General features: G+C 34.3%; 15 protein-coding genes. 4 read left to right on the top strand and 11 right to left on the bottom strand.

Annotated elements, in window-relative coordinates; translation table 11 throughout:
- Positions 1-2,021 precede the first annotated feature (2,021 nt).
- From F6K23_RS34945 to F6K23_RS34935, 3 genes are all read right to left on the bottom strand, one after another.
- Complete coding sequence (locus tag F6K23_RS34945; RefSeq protein ID WP_293165022.1) at positions 2,022-2,174, bottom strand: hypothetical protein; 153 nt, start codon at positions 2,172-2,174, stop codon at positions 2,022-2,024.
- A 12-nt stretch (positions 2,175-2,186) separates the two neighbouring features.
- Positions 2,187-3,050, bottom strand: a complete 864-nt coding sequence (locus F6K23_RS34940) for an ABC transporter permease (protein ID WP_293165020.1) — start codon at positions 3,048-3,050, stop codon at positions 2,187-2,189.
- Positions 3,051-3,228: 178 nt separating this feature from the next.
- A complete protein-coding gene (locus F6K23_RS34935; protein WP_293165018.1) occupies positions 3,229-4,116 on the bottom strand; it encodes an ABC transporter permease in 888 nt (295 codons plus the stop codon).
- Positions 4,117-5,517: 1,401 nt separating this feature from the next.
- Between F6K23_RS34935 and F6K23_RS34930 the strand changes: the two genes are divergently transcribed.
- On the top strand, positions 5,518-5,751 hold the full coding sequence (locus F6K23_RS34930; RefSeq protein ID WP_293165017.1) for a hypothetical protein: 234 nt from the start codon (positions 5,518-5,520) through the stop codon (positions 5,749-5,751).
- Between the two features lie 801 nt (positions 5,752-6,552).
- On the opposite strand, the gene F6K23_RS34925 is transcribed toward F6K23_RS34930, so the two are convergent.
- Positions 6,553-6,702, bottom strand: coding sequence for a hypothetical protein (locus F6K23_RS34925; protein WP_293165016.1), 150 nt, complete (start codon positions 6,700-6,702; stop codon positions 6,553-6,555).
- 178 nt (positions 6,703-6,880) lie between these two features.
- On the opposite strand from F6K23_RS34925, the gene F6K23_RS34920 reads away from it, so the two are divergent.
- The 3 genes from F6K23_RS34920 (at position 6,881) to F6K23_RS34910 (ending at position 9,098) form a co-directional block, all read left to right on the top strand.
- Entirely contained in the window at positions 6,881-7,054 is a 174-nt protein-coding gene (locus F6K23_RS34920; RefSeq protein ID WP_293165014.1) for a hypothetical protein, read from the top strand.
- 108 nt (positions 7,055-7,162) lie between these two features.
- Positions 7,163-8,533: an AAA-like domain-containing protein gene (locus F6K23_RS34915; protein ID WP_293165013.1), complete on the top strand. Its 1,371-nt coding sequence runs from the start codon at positions 7,163-7,165 to the stop codon at positions 8,531-8,533.
- Positions 8,534-8,603: 70 nt separating this feature from the next.
- Positions 8,604-9,098: a hypothetical protein gene (locus F6K23_RS34910; RefSeq protein ID WP_293165012.1), complete on the top strand. Its 495-nt coding sequence runs from the start codon at positions 8,604-8,606 to the stop codon at positions 9,096-9,098.
- Between the two features lie 257 nt (positions 9,099-9,355).
- Here the strand turns inward: F6K23_RS34910 and F6K23_RS34905 are convergent, their stop codons facing one another.
- The 7 genes from F6K23_RS34905 to F6K23_RS34875 form a co-directional block, all read right to left on the bottom strand.
- Positions 9,356-10,489 (bottom strand): agmatine/peptidylarginine deiminase, encoded by a 1,134-nt coding sequence (locus F6K23_RS34905; protein ID WP_293165010.1) that lies wholly within the window; start codon positions 10,487-10,489, stop codon positions 9,356-9,358.
- Positions 10,490-11,309: 820 nt separating this feature from the next.
- A complete protein-coding gene (locus F6K23_RS34900; protein WP_293165008.1) occupies positions 11,310-11,435 on the bottom strand; it encodes a hypothetical protein in 126 nt (41 codons plus the stop codon).
- 9 nt (positions 11,436-11,444) lie between these two features.
- Entirely contained in the window at positions 11,445-11,699 is a 255-nt protein-coding gene (locus F6K23_RS34895) for a hypothetical protein (protein ID WP_293165006.1), read from the bottom strand.
- Between the two features lie 15 nt (positions 11,700-11,714).
- On the bottom strand, positions 11,715-11,942 hold the full coding sequence (locus tag F6K23_RS34890; RefSeq protein WP_293165005.1) for a hypothetical protein: 228 nt from the start codon (positions 11,940-11,942) through the stop codon (positions 11,715-11,717).
- A gap of 430 nt (positions 11,943-12,372) precedes the next feature.
- Positions 12,373-12,981, bottom strand: a complete 609-nt coding sequence (locus F6K23_RS34885) for a Uma2 family endonuclease (RefSeq protein ID WP_293165003.1) — start codon at positions 12,979-12,981, stop codon at positions 12,373-12,375.
- Positions 12,982-13,456: 475 nt separating this feature from the next.
- The gene (locus F6K23_RS34880) at positions 13,457-14,812 is read right to left on the bottom strand and encodes a vWA domain-containing protein (RefSeq protein WP_293165001.1); all 1,356 of its coding nucleotides are present in this window, start codon (positions 14,810-14,812) and stop codon (positions 13,457-13,459) included.
- On the bottom strand, positions 14,775-15,893 hold the full coding sequence (locus F6K23_RS34875; RefSeq protein ID WP_293164999.1) for a hypothetical protein: 1,119 nt from the start codon (positions 15,891-15,893) through the stop codon (positions 14,775-14,777). Before F6K23_RS34875 ends, F6K23_RS34880 begins: the two co-directional genes overlap by 38 nt.
- Between the last annotated feature and the right edge of the window lie 1,322 nt (positions 15,894-17,215).

Raw genomic sequence — 17,215 nt, 5'->3', positions numbered from 1 at the left:
CAAACGGAATTATATGCAAACAGCAATTAATAATCAATAATTACTTTTGAGGTTTGAAAAGGGAACTTTGGCAGTAATTTTTTATCTCATGTTCCTCCTCCGGGGGAGCTACCAATTGCGGACGGGTCAGTTTTAACGAAGTCAGAAGTCACAACTGAGAAGTCAAAAGTTATTTTTGTAACGGGGATTTGAGCAACTCTCCAAAAATATTGCGCCTTAAAAGGTGGGGTGGGGTTGCGCGACCCTTATGATTTTGATAAATAAAATTTAACAACTGACAGTACTGACAGTACCAAAGAAATACTGAAATTATCAATACCCTATCTCCAGATATTTCTTCTTTTCTTCCTTTCTTCCCTCCTGATTTGGTCTTCGGTCCTCGGTGTTCCTCACAACAGTTATTTATCAGTATTCAAATGAATAATTACTTCTGAGGTTTGACAAGAGGATTTTGGCAGTAACTTTGTCATAATTTCCTGCAGAATGCGGAGCTAACAGCTATTAGTATTGAGCACTTCCTTTCCCACGGAGATGCTTTACAAACGGAATTATATGCAAACAGCAATTAATAATCAATAATTACTTTTGAGGTTTGAAAAGGGAACTTTGGCAGTAATTTTTTATCTCATGTTCCTCCTCCGGGGGAGCTACCAATTGCGGACGGGTCAGTTTTAACGAAGTCAGAAGTCACAACTGAGAAGTCAAAAGTTATTTTTGTAACGGGGATTTGAGCAACTCTCCAAAAATATTGCGCCTTAAAAGGTGGGGTGGGGTTGCGCGACCCTTATGATTTTGATAAATAAAATTTAACAACTGACAGTACTGACAGTACCAAAGAAATACTGAAATTATCAATACCCTATCTCCAGATATTTCTTCTTTTCTTCCTTTCTTCCCTCCTGATTTGGTCTTCGGTCCTCGGTGTTCCTCACAACAGTTATTTATCAGTATTCAAATGAATAATTACTTCTGAGGTTTGACAAGAGGATTTTGGCAGTAACTTTGTCATAATTTCCTGCGGAATGCGGAGCTAACAGCTATTAGTATTCAGCGCTTTCTTTCCAAAGGAGATGCTTTACAAACGGAATTATATGCAAACAGCAATTAGTAATGAATAATTAGTTCTCAGGTTTGGGAAAGAGGTTTTGACAGTAACTTTTTATAGAACCCCTAAGCGTATCTTCATAAATATTAAGTTTTTTGAGCTAGGAGACAGGAGACAAGAGTTCAATAATTGATAATTGATCATGGATAATTGATAATTACCTTTCCCTAAAACGAATAGGATTGAATAAAAGGAAAAAATTTATTTTTTTCCCCTTGAAAGGGGAGAATTTTCACCTGAATTATTTAATTATTTAATTATTTAATTATTAATTCTTCGGTAAGAGAGTAGAGGGTAGATGTGGGGAGAAATAATATAAAAAATTCAACACTCCTTCTTCAGGTTGTTCCTCAAAATTGATGCGCAAAAAGACTTGACTACCATAATTATATAGATATCAAATGGGTTCTATATCATGTTCCTCCTCCGGGGGAGCTATGAATTGCGGACGGGTCAGTTTTAACAAAGTCAGAAGTCCCCAACTGAGAAGTCAAAAGTTATTTTTGTAACGGGGATTTGAGCAACTCTCCAAAAATATTGCGCCTTAAAAGGCGAGGTTTTAGACCCATATTATTTTGATAAATAAAATTTAAGGACTGACAGTACTGACAGTACCAAAGAAATACTGAAATTATCAATACCCCATCTCCAATATTTCTTCTTTTCTTCCTTTCTTACCTCCTCACTTACTCTTCCTGACTCGGTCTTCCTCACAAAAGTTATTTATCAGTATTCAACGGAAGATGATATTATTCTTTCTCTATTTCAAAGGTTACTTTTACCGAAATTTTGTGGTCTAAAACCTTCCCTTTTAAGGGGAAAAAAAGAGAATATTTCATATTTAAAGCCTCCTTATTGCAGAGGTACTGATAACTGAAATGACCTTCCCCAAAATTAATAGCTTACGGCTGAATGCTTACTTTAATTCCTCAAGGAAAATGGCAGATATTACCAACATCAAAGAAGCTATTAACATTAAAGTATATATAGCATGATTAAATTTCCCCACCCCTCCATCTCCCCATCTCCCCATCTCCTTATCTCCCCATCTCATATAATAAGTATTCAACCGGATTTAATATTAAGTGTTTTTTTGATTCCCTAATTGCTCAACAAAAAGGGCAGATATTACCAACATTAAAGAAGCTATTAACATCAAAGTAGATATAGCATTAATTGCTGGTGTTACTGAAAATTTAATCATACCATAAACGAATAATGGTAATGTAGTTGAACCTACTCCTGCAGTAAAAAAAGTTATGACAAAATCATCTAGCGACAAAGTAAAAGCTAATAAAGCAGCACTAAAAATTCCCGGCCAAATCAAAGGTAAAGTAATACGAAAAAAGGTTCTCAATTCATTAGCACCTAAGTCTAAAGCTGCTTCCTCTAAAGCTGGGTCAAGTTCTGCTACCCGCGCTCTAACAGTTACCACAACAAAAGAAATACAAAATGCTATATGACCAATAATTACTGTAGGTAAACCTAGCACTAGACGAATGCCTAAAAAATTTTCTATTAGTTGAAAACTGAGAGAAAAGAAAACTAATAAAGAAAGTCCTATAGTAATTTCTGGAATAATGATTGGTAGAAAAAGTATTGCCTCCAATACAGTCCGTCCGGGAAAACGAAAACGTTCCAATGCTAAGGCAATCATAGTACCAAAAATTGTGGCGATGATTGTCGAAGTTACTGCCACTAAAAGACTGTTTTTTAAAGCATCCCAAATCATCACATCAGTAATAGTATTATTAGTTGCCCCTTGTAATAAATTCCCATACCAATCTAAAGTGAAGCCTCGCCAAATAGCATTAAAACGAGAATTATTGAAAGAGTAAATTACTAATATAAAAATCGGTAAATAGAGAAAGGCAAAACCCAGAGCAGTATTTATCCATAACCCAAATTTACCAAGAGAACGAATGAGTAAATCTAATTGTTTCATTGTAGCTTTTAACTACCTATCAGCTAAAAATCCAAAGGTTTAAGTCCCCCACTATATTTGAAAAAGCACATGGTGCGCCTTTTATGGGGGTTTGTAGACGCGGAGCGGCTTGTCTTGAGTATCCCCCATTATACAGCTTGAGAAGCTGATAGCTGATAGCTGACCGCTGACTGCTATTTCAAAGTGAGATTTTTTTGTCTTCTGAAATTCGGAAATATATAATAACTGGGATTAATACAATTACCATTAATAAAATTGATAATGCCGAACCAAACGGCCAATTTCTCGCTTTGATAAACTGATTTTGAATGAGATTTCCTACCATCATAGTTTTGGCACCACCTAAAATATCAGGAGTAATAAAAGCGCCAAATGCTGGAATAAAAACGAGTAACGAACCAGCAACTATACCTTTGATTGTCAATGGTAAAACTACACGAAAAAAAGTTCGTAAATCATTAGCTCCCAAATCTTGAGCAGCTTCTAACAAAGAAAAATTAAAACGTTCAATTGTGGCATACAAGGGTAAAATCATAAATGGTAAATAACCATAAACTAAGCCAATAATTACAGCAAATGGAGTAAAAATTAGAGTCAAAGGTTCATCTATTAGCTGTAAACTTTGTAGGGCAATATTAAATACTCCTTCAGTACGAAGCAATACAATCCAAGCATAAGTACGGACTAAAAAATTCGTCCAAAAAGGGATAATTATTAGCATTAGTAAGACATTACGCCAAGGTGGTCTACGGGTAGCAATAAAATATGCTAAGGGATAGCCAATTAGTAAACAAATAATAGTTGTAATTAAAGCCAAAAATAAAGACCGCCCAAATATTCCCCAATATATTCCTTGAGCTAGTCGTTGATAATTATCTAGAGTAAATTCCCAAACAACCCCACCGTAAGTACCTCTTTCTAAGAAGCTATAAATAAGTACAATTATTAAAGGGATAATGAAGAAAATTAAGATCCATATAGTTGCTGGAGATAACAGAATGAGTAAATTGGTTAATTTCCGAGTTTCAATGGTTGATTTTGATTGTTTTTTATGAGGTTGCCACATATTAATTAGTTGATGAACAGGAGACTATAGCTATCAGATTTATGCTTGCTTGTCAATTAGTAAAATTAAAATTATGGCAGTTATTACTAAGTTAATTCTAGGTTGAACAAGAAGGTTAATATGTATACTAATAATCTTTCCACTTAACCAGGGCAAATTAGTATCAGTTAAATACAGCATATTCCAAGTATATGAAGTACAGATATTAACGATTAAATGTTCCCAGTGCGGGTATCTTGCCCGCTATTGGATGTACCTCACCCCTGATGGAATCTGCTGTATATAGCTTTTATATAAAACAGGACTTACGCAAAATATGAAAATATACACCACCTGTAGGGGTTAATTGCCGTTAACCCCTACTATATATGGTGGATATCTTTCAACAATTAATAATGAATAATGAATAATGAATAATTACCTCTTCTTTTCAAGGAGAGGATTGACAAATTCATGAAAATTTTTCTTCACAGGAGTCGATTGGATATGGCGAGGAGACCCGCTCTTATCAGAGCCGCTCCGAATGGCGCCATCCCATCCTACGGAATGCTGCGCAAACGACCGCTTATTATCCCCTATCCAAGGGGAGGCGCATACCCACAATTTTTCGGTAAGTAATGTAAAAATTAGTATTTTCGAGTACAAAAAATTTCTATAAATCAAAAACCTGAAACTATTACCACTGTTGCCAGATTAGCTATTTCCTTTCCCTTAAAAGTATATTTACAGCTCAAATGTAAATGTTAGAGTTTTTTTGCTTTGTATTTACAGCGGTTTTCAGAAAGATGGAACGCACTCCTAAAGAATAAAAACCTTTGTATAAACCTTCCATGGAACCTTCCTACTGTCATCTATCTAAGTAAAAACTACTATAATCCTTACTTGATAGGTAGAACTACTTGACAAAGATAAAATACCACCATCAGTGTTCTACACGATCATCAAAATCTCTTCCATAGCAGGAAACATCTTCAAAAGGCAAAAGTGGGAAAAAATCTCCCTTTTTAAATTTCATTACAGTCTATTTCTTGACCAACTCTTTCTTTGTTATACCAGAACAATACTATCGGATTAGTGACGAGTATCAATATAAATCAACTTTTATATATTGACAAATTAACATTTTTATGATTAAAGACTGCAATCTAGATATTGTAGAGCTAAAAGTATTAAATATTATCAACTTTTATATATTGACAAATTAACAATTTTGTGAATAAAAAAGATAATCAGTAATTTTACGAATCAAAGCAACCATGCTATGTAAAGAGTCCGTAAAATTATAGAGATTTTTTTAAAGATTTAATGAAGGTATAAAGTATCTTAAAAAATCGAAGATATCAACTTTTATATATTTTCATCCTGAGCAGTAATTGGCATAATTGAATAAGAAAAACATCAATGCTTTCTCTGGAAATAAAAGATACTCTATATTCAATAAAAAATATGAAAAATTTAGCTCAAAATAATCAAGAAAGTATTTGGAAAAAACATATAGTTAAAATCAAGAGAAAAGGATATTTCCGGAATATACAGGAAGTAAAAGTTGTAGCTACAATAGCAAACATGGTTAAAGAACCATCGACATCAAAATCTTTTGCATCAAAAGTTTGGGTAGTTTCTAGCTCTTTGTAAACATGATATCTGTATCGATCCGCTTGTTTGAAAAAACTGGCAATGGTACAAATATTAATCAGTATAAGGGTTTCCAAAAATTAAAAATTTGGAAACTTTTTTTATTCAATTCGTTTTTTAAGGAACTAGAACTTGATTAGCATTAACAAAATATCATCAAATTAAGCAGCTTTAAAAAATCAAACACTAACCAATAAATTAATTATGTAAAGACAAATATTTGTATAATTTTATTCTTCAATAGATTAATTATTACTATAATAATGATATAAAAATTTTATTTTATCCAGCCAGAATGTCTATATAGCAAAAGGAAGGAGGAAGGTTAATTATTGATATCCCCTTGTTTGATACCAATTTCATAAAATATTGCTACATTCATGGAAGAGCGGTGCGACCCCGCCTCGGGGTTAAGACGCAAGCGGTCGATCTTCGGAGCTTCCCGTAGGGTGAGTGGCGTTAGCATTAGCGTTAGCGTTAGCGAAGCTCCTCTGCAAGAGGCAGCTCCTCTGTAATACCAATTCCCAGGCATTAATGCTATACTTGAGTAACACTTCAGTTATTAAGTAATTAACACAAGTAGAATAACTTTTTTGCTAATTTTAGCTTGCGTTAATGTTAATTATTCTTATTTTTACCAAAAAATGAGGGTATGTGCCTCCCCTTTTAAGGGGATGAAAAAAATATTTAGTTTAGTATTTCAAGCCTCCGACTTCAGTCGGAGGTTCACTGATAACTGATAACTGATAACTGATAACTGATAACTGAAATGACCTCTCCCTCACTCCCCTACTCCCCTGTTCAATAAAATGTAGAAAAGTTTTTGAGAAATGGTATAATAGATAGTTCCTCTGTCACTCTTCGGGTATCCTCGCTGGCCGACCATCGACCAAGAGAGGGAATGCGCACCAACAGAGCGATCGCCGGAACACGGTAGTAGGGACGTTGCATGGAACCTCCCTAGGTCGTAGAGGAAGATAAGTATATGAAAAGAGAGAAAAAAAGATTAAATATTTACAATATCTGCTAGTGAGAAAATTTTATACTTAAGACCAAAAATTATATATCTAAGATATAACTACCTTTGCATAAATTTGGTATTTAGATATTTTATAAGTCAAGAGTAGTAATGGCAGTTGCTGTATATACAAAACATCAAAACTATTTTCAAAATATTCATAACAATCACCGAATAATTGATGACACTGATGAGGATGATAACCGAGTAGGGGAGACAATATCTATCTCACAACTTATTTATAAATGCTATAATTATATCTTTGTGTATAAAAGTGTAAATTAAAAAGTGTGAGAGAAGAAATAGTATGTTATAATGCCCATCATAAATGAATTCTAATGATTTTTAGAAAAATCACTCTATACCCTCGTCAAGTGGGGGGTCAGAGTTAGCATGACAGCCATCGAATCAATATCATTATTTACTGAACAGTTAGTAAGAGCTAAAACAGGAAAATCTCTGTCAGACATTGAAAGAGAAGTTCTACGACTATCTTTGTCTGGAAAAACCTATAGTCAAATAGCCTACAAATCAGATTACTCTAGAGATTATATTAGCCAAAATGTGGCTCCTAAATTATGGAAGTTGCTCAGTAATATTCTCAAAGAAAGAATTAGTAAAACTAACTGCCTTTCTGTATTAGAAAGACAACTATTGATCGATCAAGCAAGTAAAAAACAACCTATACAGACCAGCTTAATTAATACAAGTACAATCCAATCTTCAGAAATTTCCGAAATTAATGATTGTAAATTACTAGATGGTAGAATCCCTATGGGTTCTCCATATTATATAGAACGTGCGGAACAATTAATCTGTTATTCAGAAATTAATAAACCAGGATCATTTCTGCGTATAAAAGCACCCAGACAAATGGGAAAAACTTCTCTATTAATGAGAACTATTAGTTATGCTATCAAACAACAATATCAGACAGTACGATTAAGTTTACGAAGAGTTGATAGTACAGTTATCAAAGATATCAATAAGTTTTTAAGATGGTTTTGTGCTAGTGTAACAAGAAAATTACAGCTAGAATCTAAGTTGAATGAATATTGGGACGAAGATATTGGTAGCATAGAAAGCTGTACTTTATATTTTCAAGAGTATTTGCTTTCTATCATAGATAATCCTATAGTTTTAGCAATAGATGAAGTAGATTATATTTTTCAGTCTCCAGAAATAGCTAATGATTTTCTGTCAATGCTGCATTCTTGGTATGGAGAAACAAAGGAAGTTAAGCTCTGGCAAAAACTGCGGATAGTTTTAGTAAAATCCACAGAAGTTTATATTGCAATGAATATTAATAAATCACCTTTTAATATGGGGATAGCTATAGATTTATCCCCATTTACTCTCGAACAAATCCAGGAATTAGCACATCGTTATCAAATAGAGCTATTACCACAAGAACAAAATCAATTAATGCGATTAGTGGGTGGTCATCCCTATCTAATTAATACTACTTTTTATCATATTAAATGTCATCATGTCAGTTTAGAAAGCTTAATCAAAACAGCAGCTACAGACACAGGTATTTATAGTAACCATTTGCATCAACATTTACAAAATCTGCAACAATATCCAGAACTTAAAACAGCTTTTGAACAGGTATTGCGAGCTATAACTCCTGTAGAGTTAGAACAGGTGCTGGCATTTAAGTTAAAAAGTATGGGCTTGGTTGTACAATTAGAAGGTAATTTAGTTATGCCTAGTTGTGACTTATACAGGCGATACTTTTATGATGTATTTGTGGGTATATAGTTGGGAAGTTTAGGGGTTTAGGTAGTAGAAAATATTAGTTAATTTTTTAACTTGAATAAGGAGGGTAATTATGACATTTGATAATTCTTCTGGTTTGCCTCTTGAAGACCGCGAAACTAAAATTCGACAGGCAATAGCAGCTGAATTGTTAGATTTTTGGCAAAAGCGATATACAGAATATATTGAAGATCGAGATACTGATGAACAAATTTGGGACGATCGCGAACTTAACCCCGAAGAGTTGTCTGAAAACGCTTATGCTGCCTATCAATTTTATAGAGAAACAGTGGAAATGGGAGATTGGGGATCTGTACGAGCTTACAGAATGGAAGTAGAAGAAGAGGCGATCGAGATTATTTATGTCGTTACCGACGGTGATGATGGTTGGTTGGAAGCTTATGATTTGGATGGAAATCTCCTGGGTGCGGCACGACGATATATTGAGTTATTAGCTTGGAGAAACGTAGAGGATGTGCGAGGACAGGTAGAAACAGGAGATTTTCCCCCCGAATTGAATTGCGAGTCAACTTTGTGGGGTCGTTCTGAAGTAGTAACACAAGAGTGAAATTATCAGGACTTACGCATATACTCTACATATAGCTAGGGCGAATGCCATTCGCCCCTACAGGTGGTGCTTTAAAGGTGAATTTGCGTAAGTCCTGATTATATGAAATACAAAAAATTGTGCAAATATACGAATCTCCCTATCTCCTCATATTCCCCTCCTGGGAGGGGGAGGGGCGAGGGGTGGGTCCCCATCAATCTTTGGTAGCAAACATTAACGTATTTCATATGATCCTTCTTTTTCCTTCAACCCCCTAACTAAACTAATGGTTCTTGCTGAGTAGTGCAATGTATTCCTCCCCCTCCAGCAGCAATTTCATCAATATTAATTTGCACAATATCTCTACTGGGGAAAAGTTCTGCTAGAGTTTCTTTTGCACGACGGTCAGTCTGGCGATCGCCAAATTCTGGTGCAATAACAGCACCGTTAATCACATAAAAATTAATATATCCTGCTGCAAAGTCATCGCTTTCGTATCCTGGTCGTATTCTTTTGGGTGCTTCCAGCACAACAACTTCTAGTTTTTTCCCATCCGCGTCCGTTGACGACCGCAAAATTTCTAAATGTTTTTTGGTAACAGCATGGTCAAAAGATTCAGGGTCTGGATCGTATGCAGCAACAACAACACCGGGACGAACAAAACGGGCATAAAAATCTGTATGTCCATCGGTAATATCATAACCCCTGATACCTGGTAACCAGATGATTTTACGCAACCCCAATAAAGACTTTAATTCTGTTTCGCAATCAATTTTGCTCCAACCAGGATTGCGATTATTATTGATAATACAACTTTCAGTTACGATCGCTGTGCCATGACCATCAACTTCAATACCACCTCCTTCAAATACAAGTTCTGTATTGATTAGCGGTACTCCTGATTTTTTTGCCACAAACCGAGCAACCTCAGCATCGCGGTCGTGATATTGTTTGTTTCCCCAACCATTAAAATTAAAATCAATGGCTGCTTTCTGACCTTTCTCATTTACCACAAAAACTGGCCCTGTATCTCTCATCCAAAGGTCATCTATAGGGCAAACAATCAACTCCACACTAGAGCCACATTTGGCTATGGCCACATCATAGTCTGCTTCACGAACTAACATTTTTACTGGTTCATATTTGGCGATCGCTCTGGCGATGTTTGCTAGATTATCTTGTACACCAGAATAATATTTACGTCCCCAAATATCTTTACTTGCACTAAATGCCATCCAAGTACACAAATGAGGTTCGCCTTCATCTGGCATATAAAACGAGGTATTTGGTGACATAGAAGATGATGTTTGATTTAATAATTGAGTATTTGTTGTGGCAAAGCTGGCTAAATTTTTGAGAAAGATATAGCTTGATGTGGTCGATATTAATTGGAGAAAAAATCGTCTATTCATAATAATATCATGTCCGGTTGAATACTTATAAATAACTTAGCAAGGAGTCAGGAGTCAGGAGTAAAGAAGAAGAATATAAGAAAGTTTTTGATCGCTAGATGTCTCCAAAAATCAAAAGTAAAATTAATTCTTATCCATAAATTATCAATTACTTCCTAAGCATTCAGCTATTAGCTATTATCTCTCAGCAAAAGAAGGTAATTTTAATGAATATAGACTTTTATCTAAAACTAAAAGCAATAGCTGAAGTCCGCAGTTCCGACCATAGGAGGCTAGCTGAAGGTTGAATGCTGACATTACTTCTCCCTATTGCCCATTGCCTATTTTCTATTCCCTCTTTTCTGGAGATGTCTACTAATTATCCGGACATGATATAAATCTTATCCATTTTCAGGAGGGGTAATTGTTAATTATTGAAGTAGCACTCAGCACTCAGCGCTTCAGCCATCAGTTGCTCAAGGTTTATAATGGGGGTCTAAACCCCCATAAAAGGCGCACCACTAATTTTTCAAATATAGTGGGGGACCGTTACCCTTGAATTTTTAGCGCTCCAGCTAAATGTTGTTTGCGGAGCATTCCTTCAACAATTAATAATGAATAATGAATAATGAATAATGAATAATTACCTCTTATTTTCAAGGAGAGGATTGACTAATAATGAAATTTTTTTTATTATCCCCTTAAAAGGGGAGGCGCATACCCACAATTTTTCGGTAAGGAAAAGCTGATAGCTAGTTAATTGTTGAAGATTGGTTACTGCCAGAGGAGGATAAAGCGTGGCACTCTTTGTCAAGAGTGATGTGGTTTTTGCTCCATTTCTCTACTTATCAATCTCTTCTTCAACTCCAGTGAAAATTGCTACTAAAATTTTCATTAACTCTTCTAAATCCTTAGGTACTCGATATAAATTTAGGTCTTGCTTAACTTGCTTTTCTTGTCGTTTCAACAGAGCAAATTACCAAATTTTCCCGATAGAAACAGCTTCATATAATAAATTTTGTTCTGCTTCTATTCCTTGATATAGAGCAATTAACTCAACTGCCAATTGCTTAAAGCCTCTTTCTAAGTTTTTATACTTTGCCTCAATAACTAATAAATTATTTCCTGCTTGTAAAAAATAATCTAGATAACCTTTGAGCTGAGGTAAAACTTCCAAAGGATAGGAAACTTTAAGTTTTGCCTGACAATAATCAACTAATTCTATTAACACTGGAGCAATTAAAAATTATCGCCTTGCCATCTCACTATCTAAAGTAATATAGGGAAGACTTTTGCGAAATCTTTGCTTGAGATTTTCTACCCCATCAACTTGCTGTTGAGACTTTAGTAAAACTAACTCTTCTGTGATTAATTGATCACCAAAATAATTTAATATATCTTCCGGGTAATAATTTAACTTGAAATAATCTGAAAAGTTACAACTCTCAGGTAATATTATCGATATATTTTTCATAAGTTTTGCCAGAATATTATTATTTAATTCTTTGAAACTGTTGTACTCTATTTTTAACTTCCATTCTATCCATTCAACTTCCTTTATTTTCTGAAATGTTAATTATTCTTACAGCGCTTCCCGTTGCCCGTGAGGTACAATAAGTGGGCTTTTGACAGGGTCATTTCAGTTATCGGTCATCAGTTATCAGTACCTCTGCAATAAGGAGGGTTGAGATAAGAAATATTCCATTTTTTTCATCCCCTTAAAAAGGGAGGCTTTAGACCTCATTTTTTGGTAAGTATTTTTTTCTTGTTTCCTTACTCCCCTACTTCCCCTCCTGGGAGGGGGAGGGGCGAGGGGTGGGTCTCCTACTCAAGAAAATGTAGAAAAGTGTTTGATAAATTGTTTAATACCCCGCCATCTACCTTCCTTCTTCCTTCTTCCTTCTTCAACCTTGAAATATTTGGTTGGCAGTTAAATTTAATCCAGGAAAAGTAGTCGATTTAATTGATTCATCACCTCTAAAATATTGAACTTGATATTCATCATCAATAAGCTGATAAATAGAAATAGTTGGTTGTTTTGGATTACCAATATAACGATAACCACCTATCCCTAGATAATCTACAATCCAATATTCATTAATGCCAATTTCCTCGTAATCTCTTAATTTAGTTAAATAATCATCTCGCCAATTACTACTGACAATTTCTATTACCAAGGGAATTGATTCTCCTTTTGTTAGGGTTGAAGATTTTTCCCACAAAGGTTCATCTTTAATAGCATTTCTATTTACAACTAATACATCAGGTAAATAACTACTATTTTCATTGGGTACTTTTACTAATGCTTGTTTCGGTAAAAAATACGATAGTTTATTCTGTCTAAAAAAAACAGCCAATTCAACTGCTAAAAATCCTGAAATTTCTTCATTTTTTCCTTTTTGTTGCATTTCTACAATCATTCCCTTATATAATTCATAATTTCCATTTTCTGGTTTCCAGTCAAGAAATTCATTAAAGGTCATTAATTTAGGTAAAGCTTGATTTTGTATCATCTTAAATTAGCCTCAAATTATTGATAGGGAATAGGAAGTTAACGAAGTCAGAAGTCAGAAGTTATTTTTGTAACGGGGATTTTATCTCCGCTCCAAAAATATTTCGCCTTAAAAGGCGGGGTTTTAGACCCATATTATTTTGATAAAATTGTTGATTTCATATCTTGAATTGATTTAATTAACACTTTTCCGAGAGGTCTATTTTTGTTATTGATAGGGAATAGGTAATAGGTAATAGGCAATAGGGAACAGTTGGAAAAAAATTGAAAATTTCGGTCGTTATTTTATTGCTTCTTCCTTCTTCCTTCTTATACAAATACTTTCAAACTTTAAATGTTAAATAATTTCGGTAAATTACTGTAGCATCAAAGTTTTGAGCTGATCAAATCTAACTGTTAACTTTTAACTTTTGACTTTTGACTTTTAACTTCTCTTCCTTCTTCCTTCTTCCTTCTTCCTTCTGCCTTCTTCCTTCTTATTGATACTCTCGCTTAATTGATTTTGCCCACAATAAAAATGGTATTACACCACCTCCTAATAATACTGCTAAAGTAAATAAGAAAATGATTAGTCTAGTCAGAAAAGGTAGGGAGCGCGACACCCAAGGAAATACATAAGGTTGTTGTTCTGAATCTACTGAATTATCGGGTAAATTGAGACTAACTTGCACATTATGTAATGAACCACGGTCGGCATTTATTGGCTGAATATAGTTAATATGATATTCATCAAATAAAGCCTCTAAAAATTCAGTCAAACTACTAGAAATATCCTCAGCATTACCAGAAAATTCAGCAATACCCTTAGTTACTCCCGCAATTTGCTGCAGTCGTTTTTGGTCAACAAATTCTTCAGCAGCAAGTTCGGTTAACTCTTCAGAATTATTACTTTTTTTTCCTCCTCTGACACTAATATCTCTAATAGTAGGAGGTTGCTCTAAATCATACTTTTGCTGCAACTGTTGGGGAGTCAAACCATAACCCAAAGTATGCACAGTAATATTAGGATAACTTTTTAACATAAACACAAGTTTTTCAAAGTCTTGTGCTTCTAATTCTGGTTCATTTTCTCTATTTCCATAAATACTATGATAGCCATCAGAAAGTAAAATTATCGAACGTCTTGGTTGAGATAAATTAGAATTTGGGCGTGGGTTAAAACGAGTATCTTCGGAATTACCAAAAAATTGTACTGCCTGACGCAAAGGTTCATAAATATCTGTAGCTGCACAAAGATTATCCAGTTTATTTTCTAGTTTTTTGAGAGATTTTTCAACCTTTCTATTGCCTGCTAAAACAAAATTATCTAGTTCTTTTTTCGTCACTTGATTTCCCGGACAATTTTTACCCCCTTTGCCAAAAGGTACAATAGAAATTTTGGTATTTTCTCCCTTGTCCGCTAAATCTTGATTGAATTTTCTAATCGCAGCGATCGCTCCTTCTAATTTGGTTTTTTCTCCACTACTATCTAATTGTTTCATACTGCCACTAAAATCTAATAAAATAATTACCCAAGCAGGGGGTAATTCTCCGGGTAGGGGAATTTTCAAATTAATATCAATGGGATTTAAAGTTTTACATTCTCCAGTTTTAGGCTCTGTTTTAGGCGGACAAACTGTTAAATTAAAGTTCTCTTTTTGCAGACCTCTTACTGGTTTATTATTTTGGTCATAAGCTTTGATTCGCAGGGTAACTTTACTTTCATTACGTTCAGGAATAGCTTCGATAATTTCTACATTTTTGACTTGAGCAAAGCTAGGGTTAATGTAGGAGGTTACTATGAATAAAGAGAGACTAACCTTGCGGGTCCAAGAAGCGATTATAGTAGACAAATCTGAATAATTTTTTACCATTATAGCCCTCATTTTCGGCATAAAATGCAATTAAATCGTTATGTTTGAGTTTGATTGGCGTACTTTCCCTCAAGCGATCGCCTTGATATTCTATTCTATTAAAAAACTTGAGATTAGGTACTAAAATTGTTTGGCTAGATGCTAAGTCTAAGTCAGCAATATGCAGTGGCAAACCAGGGATACAAATATCTACACCAAATTGTTGACTGCCCATAATTTTCAACTGAGCTGAACCAATTTTAATTTTCCCTCTTGCAGGTAATTGAATTGATAATCCTTCCTCAATTTTATCGGCAAAATCATTACTCACAAATTTAATTCTGGGTGATAATTCTTTCTGAATATGAGGATAATTACCTGGTGTTTCAGACTGATTAAAATTGACATTTTCAGTATATTCAAAACCAGCTCCAGCTCTGAGGGCAACTAGATGACTAGGAGAGGTAGAAAAACTCAAAACTAAACCTAATAAACCCCCTAATAAAGAAAAACCTATTGTTTCTTCCCAAACTTGTAATGCTGTGGGTATTCCATCCATTTGTTGTCGTATCCATTCAAAGATAATTGCTGCAACTAAAGCAGTCAAAATACTGGTAGTTAAACTAATGGTAAGTCGCTGCAAAAAACGCCGTTTATCTCCTGCTTCTATACTACGCCAGCGCCAAGTCAATCCTTCAGCTAAACCCACTGCTCCACCAATTAAAATCCACCCGACTATTCTGACAAATTTATCGGGTACAGTTATAACTTTATCTCGTAATTGTGGATTGAGTAATATTTGTACTAATCCCCCAGAAGCAATACCGATTAATAATCCTAATCCCGCAGCAATACTCAGTGGTATTATACCTCTGCTGAAGTTGCGTTTAAATCTAGTTGGATTACTTAAAAATATATCTGTTGCAACTATACCAACTGCTAGAGATATTGCCACACAAGGAAATAATACTAATTCCGGAAATTTTTGTAACCAGCCTAAATCGCTGAGAATAAATTGCCCTATACTCCAGCCGATTAATGCTGATGTAATTCCTGATAGAATATATAGATATATTCTCATAATTTATAATTAATTTTAATTTAGATAGAGTTAGAATCAGCAGATAATTACCAAATATACAAGTTTTGAATCTTTTGCATTTTAAATAGTATCCCCCAGAATGTCAATAGTATATTGGCAGAAATAATTAACGTACTGCAATAATTTTTAATACTAATACGCGGGTGATTATAGGGAATTAAGAAAAAAGAATAACACTAGTTTTTCTTCCCTGGTTATCCTGATTTTTTTTCGCTAGTTTCAACTCATAAATATTAGGAGTATAACCGATTTTGTCGAGAGCAATTAGCTAGTGGAAAGTAATATCAAATCCGGTAGCATTGGTGTAATTAGATAAGGAGTCAGGAGGACTGAGTTAGGGTAAGTATTCAGCCGTCAGCTATCAGCTATCAGCTATGAGTTGTTAGCTAATTATCAGCTCAAAATAGGAATTAGTCTCTAAGGAGAATTAAAACTTATAAAAAAATGTCTTCAGCTAACCTTAGTAATTTCTTGAATATGTTCATGTATCTGTTTGCGCAGCATTCCGTAGGAAATGCTTAATGCTGATAGCTGAATGCTTACGAGTTAGGAGTCAGGAGGACTGAGTTAGAAAGGAAGAGAATTTAGAAAGATTTGGCAATGACTGAAGATGGAACATTTTTTTATACCGAACCCGAGCGGATTTGATATAATTACCACTTCTAAACAACTAAGTTGATTTTTTTCTGGGCACATTGCTCAAAAGTCTCATCAAAAAAATCTCAAAAAATTGAAAATATACCTTGACAAATTATACTTGACAAGATATTATAAACATAATGGAAAAGGTGCGCTCATATATAGTAATAATTCAAGAACTAAAAACCCAGAAAAATAGCTTTGACCTTCAGCTAAGAAAATTTAACCACCAACAAATTTCATCAATAGGTATTGCATTATCAAATCTCGAGAAAAAAGAGATTTTGCTCAGACATATAGATTTACAAGTCTTGGCAAAATCTGTAGTGAAATATCTGTGCTAAAAATTATCAAATCCCGGAATATTCCATGAGGAAATAAAAAAGTATACTGAATTGTCATCGCCAGTAGCACCTAAAAAATGCCTAAATTTCCACAGTATAAGTAATAGAGTAGTTTTAGATGAGTAAGTAGCGATCGCCTCAAAAATAATCAATGGATCAATAGATTGAATAGAAGGGAAAAAGAAGTACAAATTTACCCTGCCTCTAGTTCAAAAGTCTCATCAAAAAAATCTCAAAAAATTGAAAAGATGCCTTGACAAACTATAGTTGACAAGATATTGTAAGGATAATGGAAAAGGTGTGCTCATATATAGTAAT

The sequence above is a fragment of the Okeania sp. SIO2C9 genome, from assembly GCF_010672455.1.
In the GTDB taxonomy this organism is placed as follows: Bacteria; Cyanobacteriota; Cyanobacteriia; order Cyanobacteriales; family Microcoleaceae; genus Okeania.
The sequence above is the reverse complement of the archived record's forward strand: the minus strand, read 5'-3'. Positions and strand labels throughout refer to the sequence as shown.

Coding starts and splice junctions, on each gene's coding strand:
- F6K23_RS34915 (WP_293165013.1), top strand. CDS start 7,163: ATGACAGCCATCGAATCAATATCATTATTTACTGAACAGTTAGTAAGA.
- F6K23_RS34925 (WP_293165016.1), bottom strand. CDS start 6,702: ATGCAACGTCCCTACTACCGTGTTCCGGCGATCGCTCTGTTGGTGCGC.
- F6K23_RS34905 (WP_293165010.1), bottom strand. CDS start 10,489: ATGAATAGACGATTTTTTCTCCAATTAATATCGACCACATCAAGCTAT.
- F6K23_RS34920 (WP_293165014.1), top strand. CDS start 6,881: ATGGCAGTTGCTGTATATACAAAACATCAAAACTATTTTCAAAATATT.
- F6K23_RS34890 (WP_293165005.1), bottom strand. CDS start 11,942: ATGAAAAATATATCGATAATATTACCTGAGAGTTGTAACTTTTCAGAT.
- F6K23_RS34930 (WP_293165017.1), top strand. CDS start 5,518: ATGCTTTCTCTGGAAATAAAAGATACTCTATATTCAATAAAAAATATG.
- F6K23_RS34940 (WP_293165020.1), bottom strand. CDS start 3,050: ATGAAACAATTAGATTTACTCATTCGTTCTCTTGGTAAATTTGGGTTA.
- F6K23_RS34875 (WP_293164999.1), bottom strand. CDS start 15,893: ATGAGAATATATCTATATATTCTATCAGGAATTACATCAGCATTAATC.
- F6K23_RS34910 (WP_293165012.1), top strand. CDS start 8,604: ATGACATTTGATAATTCTTCTGGTTTGCCTCTTGAAGACCGCGAAACT.
- F6K23_RS34935 (WP_293165018.1), bottom strand. CDS start 4,116: ATGTGGCAACCTCATAAAAAACAATCAAAATCAACCATTGAAACTCGG.
- F6K23_RS34885 (WP_293165003.1), bottom strand. CDS start 12,981: ATGATACAAAATCAAGCTTTACCTAAATTAATGACCTTTAATGAATTT.